Origin of the sequence: Brucella sp. BE17 (assembly GCF_039545455.1) — a bacterium.
Lineage (GTDB): Bacteria > Pseudomonadota > Alphaproteobacteria > Rhizobiales > Rhizobiaceae > Brucella.
The window spans coordinates 1,818,643-1,831,287 of record NZ_CP154467.1 but is presented as its reverse complement, the minus strand read 5'-3'; the positions used below and the strand labels follow the sequence as shown (position 1 = coordinate 1,831,287).

Genomic DNA, 12,645 nt, shown 5'->3' with positions numbered 1-12,645 from the left:
TTTGGCAAATTGATCGCAGCGATCAGATTTATACAATAGGCGGCAGAGGCAGATTGGTATAAGGCGGATCGCAATCAAGAAGGTTTGCCATGTCCACCCGCCTGTTTCCTGTGATGTTTGTTCTGCTTTGGGCTACCGGCTTCATCGGGGCCGGGCTGTCCATGCCCTATGCGGAACCTTTCACCTTAATGGCAATTCGGTTTTCCATTGCAGCCGCACTCATGACGATCTGGGCGTTCGCGAGCCACAGCCTGTGGCCGAGCGGCAAAGCGCTGGTCCATACAGTCATTGCCGGAAGCCTTATTCATGGCGTGTACCTCTCAGCGCTTTTCTGGGCCGTGCATCGCGGTCTGCCCGCAGGCATGGCGGGGCTTGTTGCAGGGCTTCAGCCGATGTTCACAACATTGATAGCCGCAGCCCTTCTTGGAGAAAGGGCAAGCGGACGCCAATGGGCGGGTCTGCTGATCGGCTTTTGCGGCGTTGCATTGGTGGTGTGGCCCAAATTCTCAGCCAATAGCGGTGTCGATCCCAAAAGTCTGGCTGCGGCCTTTGCTGCTGTTTTGGCCATCAGCACCGGCACCGTCTGGCAGAAGCGGTTTGCAACGGCAGGCGATCTGAAAGCCGGAACTGCGGTGCAATATATCGCGGCTGCCTTGCTTACCATTCTTTGTGCATGGATTTTTGAAACGCGGATCGTCGACTGGTCGCCGCAGCTTGTTTTTGCGCTGATCTGGCTGACGCTTGCGCTTTCCATTGGCGCCATTCTGGCGCTGCTTGTGATGATCCGCGAAGGAGCGATGTCGAAGGTTGCGTCGCTGTTTTATCTGGTGCCGGGAACAGCTGCCATCATGGCCTGGCTGATTTTTGGTGAAACCCTTGGGCCGATCCAGATTACCGGAATGGTGGTGACGACCCTGGGTGTCGCGCTCACCACCATGAAGCGCTGATTTATTCCGTCACCAGATCGGGTTGCTGCTCGCGCTTGCGGAAAATCATGATTGCGGCATTGATTTCCGCGCCGATGATGAAAATCGCCGAGAGCATGTAGAGAAAGACGATTGCCACCATGATCGAGGCAAGGCCCGCATAGGTGGTCACGTAATTGGCGAAAGTTTCAAGATATTTGGCAAATGCAGTGGCCGCCGCCAGCCACGCAAGAAGCGTGATGACGATACCGGGTAGAAGATCGCTCAGGCGGCGTCTTCCGGCGGGCAACCATGTGTGGACCATGAAAAGTGCAAAGACCAGAACGATCACGGCAATCGTATAACGCCAGAAAGCAATGGTGCCTGTGAAGGGCGCGATATCGGGGAACCATTGTTCTGCAATACGCATGGCAAGCGGTCCCAGAACCAGCAGAAAGCTGATTGCCATCAGGCTCAGTGTGCCAACCAGCACAAAGCCCAGGCTTTGCATGCGGCAAAAGATGATCGAGCGCTGGTCGGTCACGCGATAAGCACGGTTGAGCGCGACGCGCAGCGCTTCGACGCCATTGGAAGCAAAATAGGCGGCGGCAATCACACTCAACGTCAAAAGCCCGCCGCGTTGCACGGTCAAGACATTGGTGACTTCATTGGCAATGGGAGCGGCGATATTCGACGGCCACATATCGAAAATGACATGGACCGCCGTATCGGCGAATTTCTGCGTGCCGAGAAAGCTGGCCAGTGACGTTGCGAAGATCAGGAAGGGAAACAGCGCCATCAGGCCCGACAGTGCGATGTGGCTTGCGAAAGCCCAGCCATCGTCGGAGCTGAAATGTCCGTAAACATCAAATGTGATCTGACGGAGAAAACGTCGGATTTTTCGCATGCGCAGATATGGTCCCCTCGGTTCGTCGCGTAAGATCATAAATCTAGCAAGCCTTCATGGATTGCAAGGGCTGTGGCGTTTCATACAGAGGGCGAATCAAGCAATGTATCGGGCAATGTGGGAAAAAGGCGACAGAGGATCGGACCCCTATCATGATAGAACCGCGCAGCATCATCGTGACTGGCTGTTCATCCGGCATTGGTGCTTATTGCGCTAGAGCGCTCCACAAGCGTGGTTGGCAGGTTTTCGCGACGGCGCGTAAAATGGACGATATTGCAGCGCTGGCAACACTTGGGCTCGATGCGTATTATATGGATTATGCGGAGCCGACATCGATTGAAGAGTTCATCGAACAGGTCCTTGAGAAAACCGGCGGCAGGCTCGATGCGCTGTTCAACAATGGTGCCTATGCTCAGCCGGGTGCTGTTGAGGACTTGCCCGTCGATGCGTTACGCCGGCAGTTCGAGGCCAATTTCTTCGGTTGGCATGATCTCACACAGCGTATTGTGCCGTTGATGCGCAGACAGGGGCAGGGGCGGATTGTGCATTGCTCGTCCATTCTGGGGCTGGTGCCGATGAAATGGCGCGGGGCCTATGTTGCGTCTAAATTTGCGCTCGAAGGCCTGATGCTGGCACAACGCATGGAGCTTCAAGGATCCGGGATAGAGGTTGCGATGATCGAACCGGGACCGATTGCTTCGCACTTTACTTTTAATGCGGCAAAACATGCCCGCGCCAATATTGACCTTGAAGGTTCCGTTCATCGTGACCTCTACCAGAAACAGATGCAAAAACTTGATGGCGGCGGCACGAAATCGAAGAACAAGCTTGGACCGGAAGCGGTGTTTACTGTACTGCTGCACGCTTTGGAGGCGCGGCGTCCACGCCCGCATTATGCGGTTACGCGACCGGCGAAAATGGGTATTCTAGCACGACGCCTGATGCCATCGCGCTGGCTGTATAAAATGCTGTCCGATCAGTCCTAGAGCATTTCCAGCAAAAGTGCGCAGCGGTTTTGCGTTGGATAATGCGGTTAGGCAAAAGGCAGCATTTCCAGCAAAAGTGCGCAGCGGTTTTGCGTAGGATAATGCGATAAAATAAAGATAGTGAGTTTGGGAAGGAAACAAGATGGACGTTCTGTTCAAGGGCGCGGCCATAGTCGCAATGGTGGCCGTGGCAATCGTGCTGATCATCGGTCTGCGCAATATGATGCGGGGCGGTGACGCAAATTTTTCCAACAAGATGATGCAGGCGCGCGTGTTTTTGCAGTTTATCGCGGTGGTGCTGATTGTCGGTGCCATTTATTTCGCGCGCCACACAGGCGGACAGTAAGATGGTCAGGCTCAACAAGATTTATACCCGTACCGGCGACAATGGCACGACGGGTCTGACCTCCGGGCCGCGCCGGCTTAAATCCGATCTGCGTGTCGAGGCTTATGGCACAGTGGATGAAACCAATGCATGCATCGGCATGGTGCGCATTCATATGAGCGATCATCCTGCAATCGACGCCATGCTCGCACGTATCCAGAACGATCTGTTTGATCTCGGAGCGGATCTTTCCACGCCCGATGACGGTCAGCCATTATCCTACGAGCCGTTGCGTATCGTAGCCTCCCAGGTGACGCGACTGGAGAGCGATATCGACCAGTTGAATGCCGATCTTGCACCGCTGCGCTCGTTTATCTTGCCCGGCGGGTCGGCTGCTTCGGCGGCGCTGCACATGGTGCGGACCGTTTCGCGCCGTGCCGAACGGCTGATGGTGGCGCTGTCGAAAACCGATGGCGAAGTGGTCTCGGAGGAAGCGCTGCAATATATCAACCGGCTGTCCGATTTCCTGTTCGTGGCCGCACGCGCCGTCAATGATAATGGTGCGCGGGATGTTCTTTGGGTGCCGGGACAGAATCGATAGCTAAACCCCGCGCTTGTTGCCCCAGATCAGCACATGCAATTGTGGCAGCACATGCGCCTCGAACCAGCAATCCTGCATCACCTTGTCGATCAGCCATTCCATACGGCTCATGATGCCGTCCATGTCGATGCGTGCATCGTCATCCTCGGGCGGTGGTGGCGTATGATTGCCCGGTTGCAGATAGACCGGCAAATGTGGATGGCGTGCGGATGCAGCCCGCGCAAAAGCATAATCCGCATCGTCGAATACCACGAATTTCAGCACGGTTGTGGGGCCTGAGCCTGCGGCATCGATTGAAGCTTTCAGCGCGTCCCAATCCGTATCCATGCCACTTGAAGGCGGCTTGGGGCTGAGAACCAACGTATCGAGCTGTGCAAACCAGTCCTTTGCCATCGAGCCCTGCGTTTCCAATGCAAAGCGATAGCCTTCATTGTGACCATGATCGATCAGGGGTCCCAGCGGTTGAATGGCCGGATTGCCGCCCGATAGTGACACTGTTATAGGCTTTTTTCGTGAAAGTGCCGTTACTTTGTGCCAGATCGCGTCAACGCTCATCGGCTGCCAGTCATGGCGAAAACGGCTTTCGACAGCATGCAGGCTGTCGCACCAGGAGCAGCGATAATCGCAACCGCCCGTGCGCACGAAAACGGTTGGCTCGCCGCTCAAGACGCCTTCGCCCTGAATGGTCGGGCCGAAAATCTCGCTGATGCGGATTTCGGGAGGTGTTTTCATGGCCGATACTCGGCCCATGTCTTCGGCGTTTCGCTGACCCGAACCGCTGAAACCTCTGCCCAGCGCGCATGGGACCAGTCAAAGAGATGTTTTGCGAGATATTCTGCCGTCACACCATCATGGCCGAGAACATCGTTGAGATGACGATGGTCAAGTGCTTCATCGATATAGCGTTTGAGGGGGGCCAGTTCGTGATAATCACGGACAAATCCATGCTGATCAAGCTCGGTAGCCGCAAGCTCAACTTCAACGATATAGTTATGGCCATGCAGGCGTGCGCATTGATGGTCGGCAGGCAATTGCGTCAATTGATGCGAGGCGGAGAAGTGGAATTGCTTGGTGATGCGAAACATCAAGCACTCCTCTTCTCGATTGCCGAACGCCAGAAATCGGCGTCTTCATAAAGTGTTGGATCACTGATATTTGCCAGATGAAAGGCCTCACGCCGTTCCACACAGGTGCCGCAGCGCCCGCAATGCTGTTCGCCGCCCTTGTAGCAGGACCAGGTTGCCTCAAACGGCGTCTTGTGCTTCGCACCATCGACAACAATGTCGCTTTTGGATTTGTTCACGTAAGGAGCCAGCAATTTGATGTCGGCGTAGCCGTCCAACGCATGGTTCTGCATGGTCTGGAAAGCGTCGATAAAGCCGGGGCGACAATCGGGATAGATGAAATGATCGCCGCCATGAACGGCGAGCGCGATGGCTTCAGCCTTTTGTGCCGCCGCCACACCAAATACAATTGCCAGCATGATGGCATTGCGATTGGGTACGACGGTGATTTTCATGGTTTCTTCGGCATAATGACCGTCTGGCACATCGATGTCGTCGGTCAGGGCCGAACCGGTGAGGCTCGCCCCGATGGTGCGGATATCGATGATCTGGTGGGGAACATTGAGCCGCTTTGCGCAGTCTGCCGCAAAGTCGAGTTCCTTTTTGTGTCGCTGGCCGTAATCAAAAGAAACGAGGCCAGTAAGCTGATGTTCCGCTGCGATTTTGTGCGCAAGCGAAACGGAGTCCAATCCGCCGGAGCAGATGACAAGCGTTTTCATCGTTTTCAGTCCTTGTTTTGACCGGGTAGGCTGCGACCGGATTATTAACGCCGCCCTCCTAACGCATGCGGGCGCGCTTGTAAACGCCACGAAATTGGCAGGCCGAGCTCGCAGACTGCGGCATGTTGAAAAATTGCAATCAGTATCTGTCAGAATAAATTCATTTAAATCGATAATGCGTGCCTTCCCTGATTGACGCGTCCGACAACCCTCTTTAGGTTTCAGGCGGTTCCGGGCAGAGCGGCAAAGTGCCGCTGTTGGTGGCGCGTCTGTCAGCAAAGTTTCATGTCGGATTCTGACATGCGGATGGAAATTCATGGCGGCATAGTCGTGTCGCAAAGTCTATGAAGAGGTGATCGCGGATGAAAGTCCTTGTCGCAGTGAAACGGGTTGTCGATTACAATGTTAAGATCCGTGTCAAGGGAGACGGATCAGGCGTTGAGCTTGCCAACGTCAAGATGTCGATGAATCCTTTTGACGAAATCGCGGTTGAAGAAGCGATCCGTCTGAAAGAAGCGGGCAAGGTCACGGAAATCGTTGCGGTTTCGGTTGGCCCGGCACAGGCGCAGGAAACCTTGCGCACGGCGCTTGCCATGGGTGCGGACCGCGCCATCCTTGTGAAGACCGACGAGGCCGTCGAGCCACTCGGCGTGGCCAAGGTTTTGAAAGGTGTGGTCGAGGCTGAACAGCCGGACCTCGTTTTCCTCGGCAAACAGGCCATTGATGACGATGCCAACCAGACTGGCCAGATGCTTTCGGCATTGCTTGGCTGGAGCCAGGCAACTTTTGCATCCAAGGTTGATCTGAGCGATGGTTCTGCCAAGGTCACGCGCGAAGTCGATGGCGGTCTTCAGACCATCGATGTCAAACTTCCCGCAATTGTGACGGTCGATCTTCGTTTGAACCAACCGCGCTATGCATCGCTGCCCAATATCATGAAAGCCAAGAAGAAGCCGCTGGATGAAAAAGCACCTGCCGATTTCGGTGCTGACATTGCCCCGCGCCTCAAGGTTTTGAAGACCGAAGAGCCGAGTGGCCGCAAGGCTGGCGTGAAGGTCGGCTCCGTCGGAGAGCTGGTTGAGAAGCTCAAAGCCGACGGCGTATTGTAAGAATTCGGAAGGGACAAACACATGGCTATTCTTCTTGTTGCAGAACATGACAATGCAAGTCTTTCCGATCAGACGGCGAAGGCATTAACCGCTGCTGCACAAATTGGCGGCGATATCGATATTCTGGTTGCAGGCAAGGGTGCGAAAGCGGCCGCCGATGCGGCAGCGAAACTCGACGGCGTGCGCAAGGTACTGCTCGCTGAAAGCGATGCGCTCGAAAACCGTCTGGCCGAGCCAGTGGCTGCAGCCATCGTTGAACTTGCAGGAAACTACGACACGATCATCGCAGCAGCCACCACCTCGGCCAAGAATGTGCTTCCACGCGTGGCAGCACTGCTTGATGTGATGCAGCTGTCGGAAATCATGGAGGTTGTGTCCGCTGACACCTTCAAGCGTCCGATCTATGCAGGCAATGCGATCCAGACCGTGCAGTCTGCCGATGCCAAGAAGGTCATCACGGTACGCACAGCTTCTTTCTCGGCGACGGGCGAGGGCGGTTCGGCTTCGGTTGAAAGCATTAATGCTGCCGCTGATCCGGCACTGTCGAGCTTTGTTGAAAATACCCTGTCGGATTCGGATCGCCCGGAACTGACCTCGGCCAAGATCATCATTTCGGGCGGACGTGCACTGGGTTCTTCGGAAAAGTTCGAGGAAGTCATCCTTCCGGTCGCTGACAAGCTTGGTGCTGCCGTTGGTGCATCGCGTGCAGCTGTTGATGCGGGCTATGCGCCCAATGACTGGCAGGTTGGCCAGACCGGCAAGGTGGTTGCACCGGATCTTTACATCGCAGTCGGTATTTCGGGTGCGATCCAGCACCTCGCGGGCATGAAAGACAGCCGCGTGATCGTGGCGATTAACAAGGACGAGGAAGCGCCGATCTTCCAGGTGGCCGATTACGGTCTTGTCGGCGATCTGTTCACCGTTCTGCCGGAGCTGGAAAAAGCACTGTAATTTATGGTCGATTGCAGCGGGCTTCATCCGCTGTTTTTTCAACCCGTTCCCGTCAAAGGCTTTGTCCCGCGATGGGGCGGGTTTTGTTTTTGCAGCTTTTCAAAACGAATGGGCAGGCTTTAAAGCAAGAAACCCAAAAAATATGGATTGCAATTTTCACTGGTAATCTATCATCTGGGACAGGAAGCTTGGGCATTCAGAGCCAAATATTATGCCTGATAGTCTGAATGTGTCGATGACGAATGAAGGAGTGACGACTGTGGCAATCAAAACGGTGGGTGTGGTCGGCGCAGGTCAGATGGGCAGCGGCATTGCTCATGTCTGTGCCCTGGCAGGCTATAAGGTGTTTTTGCACGACGCGGCATCGGACCTGCTGGAAAAAAGCATCGCCACCATCAACGGCAACATGGCGCGTCAGGTCGCTTCAGGAAAATTGCAGGAAAGCGAGCGCGAAGCGGCTATGAAGCTGATCGCGCCTGCAAATTCCATGGAAGATCTGGCGGCTGTCGATTTGGCAATCGAGGCTGCGACGGAAGACGAAACCGTCAAGCGCAAGATTTTTGCCCAGATTTGCCCGATCCTTAATCCCGAAGCCATTCTGGCCACCAACACGTCCTCAATCTCCATCACCCGGCTTGCATCAACAACGGATCGCCCGGAACGTTTCATCGGTATTCATTTCATGAATCCTGTGCCGGTGATGAAACTGGTGGAACTGGTGCGCGGTATTGCGACAGAAGAGGACACATTCCGCAAATCCAATGATTTTGTTGCAGCCCTTGGCAAGACGGTGACGGTGGCGGAAGATTTTCCAGCCTTTATCGTCAACCGCATTCTGCTGCCGATGATCAATGAGGCGATTTATACGCTTTATGAAGGTGTGGGCAGCGTTGAAGCCATCGATACAGCCATGAAGCTTGGCGCCAACCATCCGATGGGGCCGTTGCAGCTTGCCGATTTCATCGGGCTCGACACCTGCCTGTCGATCATGCAGGTGCTGCATGACGGTCTGGCGGATTCAAAATATCGCCCTTGTCCGTTGCTGGTCAAATATGTCGAAGCGGGCTGGCTGGGCCGCAAGACAGGACGCGGTTTTTACGATTACCGTGGCGAAGAGCCGGTCCCGACGCGGTAACTTTGGCTTCATTCCGATTGCATGGGCTCACAGTGCTGTGGAAAACAGGTTTATCGTTACCATTTACTTATCATTAACGATGCGGATTTAGGGCTTGTTCATCTTTAATTGTTAAAGTTTTCATTAAGATGTTCGGAATTCCGGACAGTATGTTTCGATGAAGGTGAAAACGATGAGCATCCTTGTTCAGCTACGTGACAGCGTAAATGTCATCCGCGAGTTCGTTGCACCGAGCTACAGGCCCGAGCGCCATTATATGCGCGGGCCGGGCCCGGCTTGCGCTCAGCGGATGAGCCACTGATATTTTCGGATTATACTCGCAGCATAAAAAAGCCGGAGCGCATGACGCCCCGGCTTTTGTGTTTTCAATGCGATATTTCTATTCAAGACCTTCAAAAAGGGCTGTCGAAAGATAGCGCTCTGCGAAGGATGGAATAATGATAACGATGTTCTTGCCGGCGTTTTCTGGGCGCTTGCCGACTTCAATGGCTGCAGCCAATGCGGCACCGGATGAAATGCCGACCGGAATGCCTTCGATGCGGGCGATCAGGCGCGCATTGGCAAAGGCATCGTCATTGGAAATCTGAACGACCTCATCGTAAACATTGGTGTCGAGCGTCTTTGGTGCGAAGCCGGCACCGATGCCCTGAATCTTGTGCGGACCGGGTGTGCCGCCAGAGAGAACGGGCGAATCCTTCGGCTCCACCGCCACCACCTTGAAGGATGGCTTACGCTCCTTGATCACCTGACCGACACCGGTGATCGTGCCGCCGGTGCCAATGCCGGAGATCAGAATATCGGCTTCACCATTGGTATCGTTCCAGATTTCTTCCGCCGTGGTGCGACGATGAATGTCCGGGTTGGCAGGGTTCTCGAACTGCTGCGGGATCACGGCATCGGGATTGTCCTGTGCGATTTCCTCAGCCTTGGCAATCGCGCCTTTCATGCCCTTGGCACCTTCGGTCAGCACCAGTTCGGCGCCCAGAAGCTTGAGAAGCTTGCGGCGTTCGATCGACATGGTTTCGGGCATGGTCAGCATAAGACGATAGCCTTTGGCGGCGGCTGCAAAAGCCAGCGCGATGCCGGTATTACCGGATGTGGGTTCCACAAAAACAGTTTTGCCGGGAACAGCCTTGCCCTGTTCCTCAAGGGATTCAATCAGTGCCAGGCCGATACGATCCTTGACGCTTGCCAATGGATTGAAGAATTCAAGCTTCACCAGAAGATTGGCGACGACGCCATTTTCCTTGGCGAATTTATCAATGCGAACCAGCGGTGTATTGCCGATTGTCTCCAGAATGGAACCGTAAACGTGTCCGCGACCGACTTTTCTGTCGGCTTTTGTGCCAAGTGTTTTGTTCATGGCTGAAACTCCCTTTGTGTTGCGCAAAGTTTAAGAGGAAATAGAGCAAAAGCCTAGGCGATTGCATGCAATTACCGACATGAATTTAGAAAAATATTCTTTTTGATTGTCATTTTTGAAATATGGTTTCGCGGAAAACTGGCGTGTCCGTATTAGGCTGATGGGATCCCGATTGATCCACGTCAATGTGTCAGGATGGGTGATGCATTTAGAATGAATTCATAATCAGGCAACGAGGAAATCATGTGATGTATAGGAATATTCTGATTGCGACTGACGGGTCGGAACTGGCTGAAAAGGGCGTGGAGCAGGGTGTGGCACTGGCCAAGGGCGTTGGCGCGCAGGTCACCTTCGTTTCCGTGACTGAACTTTTGCCATCCTATGGTATCGTTGTTGCTGCGGAATGGGCGTCCAGTCCTGCGGCCTTTCAGGAGTATCGCGAGGCGATCACCAAGGCCGCGGGTGAAATTCTGACGAAAGCCAAGACGATCGCTGAAGCGGCAGGTGTTGCTGCGCAAGCGGTCCATGTCGAAAACCAGTCTCCGGCCCAGGGCATTGTCGAAGCCGCCAAGACCAGAGGCTGCGACCTGATCGTCATTGCCTCTCACGGGCGGCGCGGCGTCAACAAGCTCCTTCTCGGCAGTCAGGCGGCAGAAGTGTTGTCGCTGAGTTCCGTGCCTGTGCTGATCATCAAGTAGGCGCATTATTCCTTTTGCGCTTTGTTGCTTGGCAGCGATTTCCTTTGAGGGATAAACAACGAAAGAAGATTCCTGACGCTGTCTGCTAAACTTCTTTCGTTCGGGCGATGAGCGCGGACGAAGGAGTTCTGCTTTTCAGGAGGCTTTTATGACCGCGCCGCGACCGTACAGAACCGCTCTGGGTAATCATCTATTGCATCCAGAAACGCAGATGTTGAATTACGGCTATGACCCCGAGCTTTCGGAAGGGGCCGTCAAGCCGCCGGTCTTTTTGACCTCGACCTTCGTTTTCAAGACCGCCGAAGATGGCCGCGATTTCTTCGATTTCGTATCCGGTCGCAGGGAGCCGCCGGAGGGGGTAGGCGCAGGATTGGTCTATTCCCGCTTCAATCATCCCAATAGTGAGATCGTCGAAGACCGTCTCGCGGTCTATGAAGGGACGGAAAGTGCGGCACTGTTCTCATCGGGCATGTCGGCAATCGCCACGACCTTATTCGCCTTTGTGCGTCCCGGCGATGTGATCCTGCATTCGCAGCCACTCTATGGTGGTACAGAAACGCTTCTGGCAAAAACCTTTGTGAATTTTGGTGTTGAAGCGGTCGCCTTTGCCGATGGTGTGCATGAAGGGTCGATTGAAAAGGCTGCGGCGGACGCGCTCGGCAAAGGGCGGGTTTCGGTTATTCTTGTCGAAACGCCAGCCAATCCGACCAATAGTCTGGTCGATATTGCAGCGATTCGCCGTGTTGCCGACAGGTTAGAATCACGGCAAGGGCACCGCCCGATTATCGCCTGCGATAACACGCTTCTTGGCCCGGTGTTCCAGAAGCCGCTCGATCATGGTGCCGATTTGTCGCTTTATTCGCTAACCAAATATGTCGGTGGTCATTCCGATCTTATTGCTGGTGCGGTGCTGGGTGCAAAATCTCTGGTCAAGCAGGTTAAGGCGCTGCGTGGAGCGATTGGCACGCAACTCGATCCGCATTCGTGCTGGATGCTGGGGCGATCGCTTGAAACCTTGGGGCTGCGCATGGAGCGGGCCAATAACAATGCCCACGCAATTGCTGAATTCCTACGTGGTCATCCAAAGGTGGAAAAGCTGCATTATCTGCCTTTTGCCGATGAGGATTCGGATGTGGGCACTTTGTTCAAGCGCCAGTGCATCGGTGCTGGTTCGACTTTCTCTTTCGATATTGCAGGGGGGCAGGAAGCGGCGTTCCGTTTTCTCAATGCATTGCAGATATTGAAGCTTGCGGTCAGTCTGGGCGGAACAGAGTCGCTTGCCAGCCATCCCGCGACGATGACGCATTCCGGTGTTCCGGTGGCCGTGCGCGAACGCATTGGTGTGCTGCAATCGACCATCCGTCTTTCCATCGGTATCGAGCCCCCCGATGATCTGATAGCCGATTTGGGACTAGCGCTGGAGACCGCATGAACATGTTTCATCCCTCTCTATGAAAACACGGAGTTGGATGCGCCCTTATTGGGGGATTTGCCGCCAGTCTCCGGCGCGTCGCGTCCAGCCCTTGATCAGCCAGCGTGCGATTGGACGGCAACGCCTTTGGTATATCAACCAGTATTGCTGCTAGCTATGCTCGATAGGGAAGGGCGAAATCATATCGCCACCACTTTGATAGGATAGATGTGATGAGCGTTGCGCTGTCTTCAGATTGAAGATGGTGCGGGTGGTCGGAATCGAACCGACACTCCTTTCGGAACCGGATTTTGAGTCCGGCGCGTCTACCAGTTCCACCACACCCGCACGTTTCTGCCACAGCAGAATGAATATGGTCCAAAGCGGACAACGGGTGGGATATACCGGCTAAAAGAAACCAGGTCAATTACCCCTGATACAGCTTTTCAATCTGTAGTGATCAAACCTTCC

Annotated in this window: 15 protein-coding genes and 1 tRNA gene; 10 read left to right on the top strand and 6 right to left on the bottom strand. The window is 54.5% G+C overall.

All coding sequences use genetic code 11. The features are described from left to right. The first annotated feature begins 89 nt into the window (after window positions 1-89). Window positions 90-947 (top strand): DMT family transporter, encoded by an 858-nt coding sequence (locus tag AAIB41_RS08890; RefSeq protein WP_343312942.1) that lies wholly within the window; start codon window positions 90-92, stop codon window positions 945-947. Between the two features lies 1 nt (window position 948). On the opposite strand, the gene AAIB41_RS08885 is transcribed toward AAIB41_RS08890, so the two are convergent. After that, window positions 949-1,812, bottom strand: a complete 864-nt coding sequence (locus AAIB41_RS08885) for a YihY/virulence factor BrkB family protein (protein ID WP_343312941.1) — start codon at window positions 1,810-1,812, stop codon at window positions 949-951. A 152-nt stretch (window positions 1,813-1,964) separates the two neighbouring features. Between AAIB41_RS08885 and AAIB41_RS08880 the strand changes: the two genes are divergently transcribed. The 3 genes from AAIB41_RS08880 (at window position 1,965) to AAIB41_RS08870 (ending at window position 3,724) form a co-directional block, all read left to right on the top strand. Beyond that, window positions 1,965-2,798, top strand: coding sequence for an SDR family oxidoreductase (locus AAIB41_RS08880; RefSeq protein WP_343312940.1), 834 nt, complete (start codon window positions 1,965-1,967; stop codon window positions 2,796-2,798). A 142-nt stretch (window positions 2,799-2,940) separates the two neighbouring features. After that, window positions 2,941-3,144 carry a twin transmembrane helix small protein gene (locus tag AAIB41_RS08875; RefSeq protein WP_343312939.1) on the top strand — a complete coding sequence of 68 codons (204 nt, stop codon included), beginning with the start codon at window positions 2,941-2,943 and terminating at the stop codon, window positions 3,142-3,144. Between the two features lies 1 nt (window position 3,145). Then, window positions 3,146-3,724 (top strand): cob(I)yrinic acid a,c-diamide adenosyltransferase, encoded by a 579-nt coding sequence (locus AAIB41_RS08870; protein WP_343312938.1) that lies wholly within the window; start codon window positions 3,146-3,148, stop codon window positions 3,722-3,724. Here the strand turns inward: AAIB41_RS08870 and queE are convergent, their stop codons facing one another. The 3 genes from queE to queC are packed head-to-tail and all read right to left on the bottom strand — an operon-like array spanning window position 3,725 to window position 5,507. After that, window positions 3,725-4,456 carry a 7-carboxy-7-deazaguanine synthase QueE gene (gene queE / locus AAIB41_RS08865; protein WP_343312937.1) on the bottom strand — a complete coding sequence of 244 codons (732 nt, stop codon included), beginning with the start codon at window positions 4,454-4,456 and terminating at the stop codon, window positions 3,725-3,727. Continuing rightward, entirely contained in the window at window positions 4,453-4,809 is a 357-nt protein-coding gene (queD, locus tag AAIB41_RS08860) for a 6-carboxytetrahydropterin synthase QueD (protein ID WP_343312936.1), read from the bottom strand. The genes queE and queD overlap by 4 nt, the downstream gene beginning before the upstream one ends. After that, complete coding sequence (gene queC / locus AAIB41_RS08855) at window positions 4,809-5,507, bottom strand: 7-cyano-7-deazaguanine synthase QueC (protein WP_343312935.1); 699 nt, start codon at window positions 5,505-5,507, stop codon at window positions 4,809-4,811. Before queC ends, queD begins: the two co-directional genes overlap by 1 nt. 362 nt (window positions 5,508-5,869) lie before the next feature. Here queC and AAIB41_RS08850 point away from each other — a divergent pair, with 362 nt between their 5' ends. From AAIB41_RS08850 to AAIB41_RS08835, 4 genes are all read left to right on the top strand, one after another. Continuing rightward, on the top strand, window positions 5,870-6,616 hold the full coding sequence (locus tag AAIB41_RS08850) for an electron transfer flavoprotein subunit beta/FixA family protein (protein WP_343312934.1): 747 nt from the start codon (window positions 5,870-5,872) through the stop codon (window positions 6,614-6,616). A 21-nt stretch (window positions 6,617-6,637) separates the two neighbouring features. After that, window positions 6,638-7,567 (top strand): electron transfer flavoprotein subunit alpha/FixB family protein, encoded by a 930-nt coding sequence (locus tag AAIB41_RS08845; RefSeq protein ID WP_343312932.1) that lies wholly within the window; start codon window positions 6,638-6,640, stop codon window positions 7,565-7,567. Window positions 7,568-7,826: 259 nt separating this feature from the next. Continuing rightward, window positions 7,827-8,702, top strand: coding sequence for a 3-hydroxybutyryl-CoA dehydrogenase (locus AAIB41_RS08840; protein ID WP_343312931.1), 876 nt, complete (start codon window positions 7,827-7,829; stop codon window positions 8,700-8,702). Window positions 8,703-8,874: 172 nt separating this feature from the next. Next, complete coding sequence (locus tag AAIB41_RS08835; RefSeq protein WP_343312930.1) at window positions 8,875-9,003, top strand: hypothetical protein; 129 nt, start codon at window positions 8,875-8,877, stop codon at window positions 9,001-9,003. A gap of 78 nt (window positions 9,004-9,081) precedes the next feature. On the opposite strand, the gene cysK is transcribed toward AAIB41_RS08835, so the two are convergent. Beyond that, window positions 9,082-10,065 (bottom strand): cysteine synthase A, encoded by a 984-nt coding sequence (gene cysK / locus AAIB41_RS08830; protein WP_343312929.1) that lies wholly within the window; start codon window positions 10,063-10,065, stop codon window positions 9,082-9,084. Between the two features lie 248 nt (window positions 10,066-10,313). On the opposite strand from cysK, the gene AAIB41_RS08825 reads away from it, so the two are divergent. Continuing rightward, a complete protein-coding gene (locus AAIB41_RS08825) occupies window positions 10,314-10,763 on the top strand; it encodes a universal stress protein (protein ID WP_343312928.1) in 450 nt (149 codons plus the stop codon). 148 nt (window positions 10,764-10,911) lie between these two features. After that, window positions 10,912-12,195 carry a cystathionine gamma-synthase family protein gene (locus tag AAIB41_RS08820; RefSeq protein ID WP_343312927.1) on the top strand — a complete coding sequence of 428 codons (1,284 nt, stop codon included), beginning with the start codon at window positions 10,912-10,914 and terminating at the stop codon, window positions 12,193-12,195. 242 nt (window positions 12,196-12,437) lie between these two features. Here AAIB41_RS08820 and AAIB41_RS08815 read toward each other — a convergent pair. Next, a tRNA-Leu gene (locus AAIB41_RS08815) sits at window positions 12,438-12,522 on the bottom strand. Window positions 12,523-12,645 lie beyond the last annotated feature (123 nt).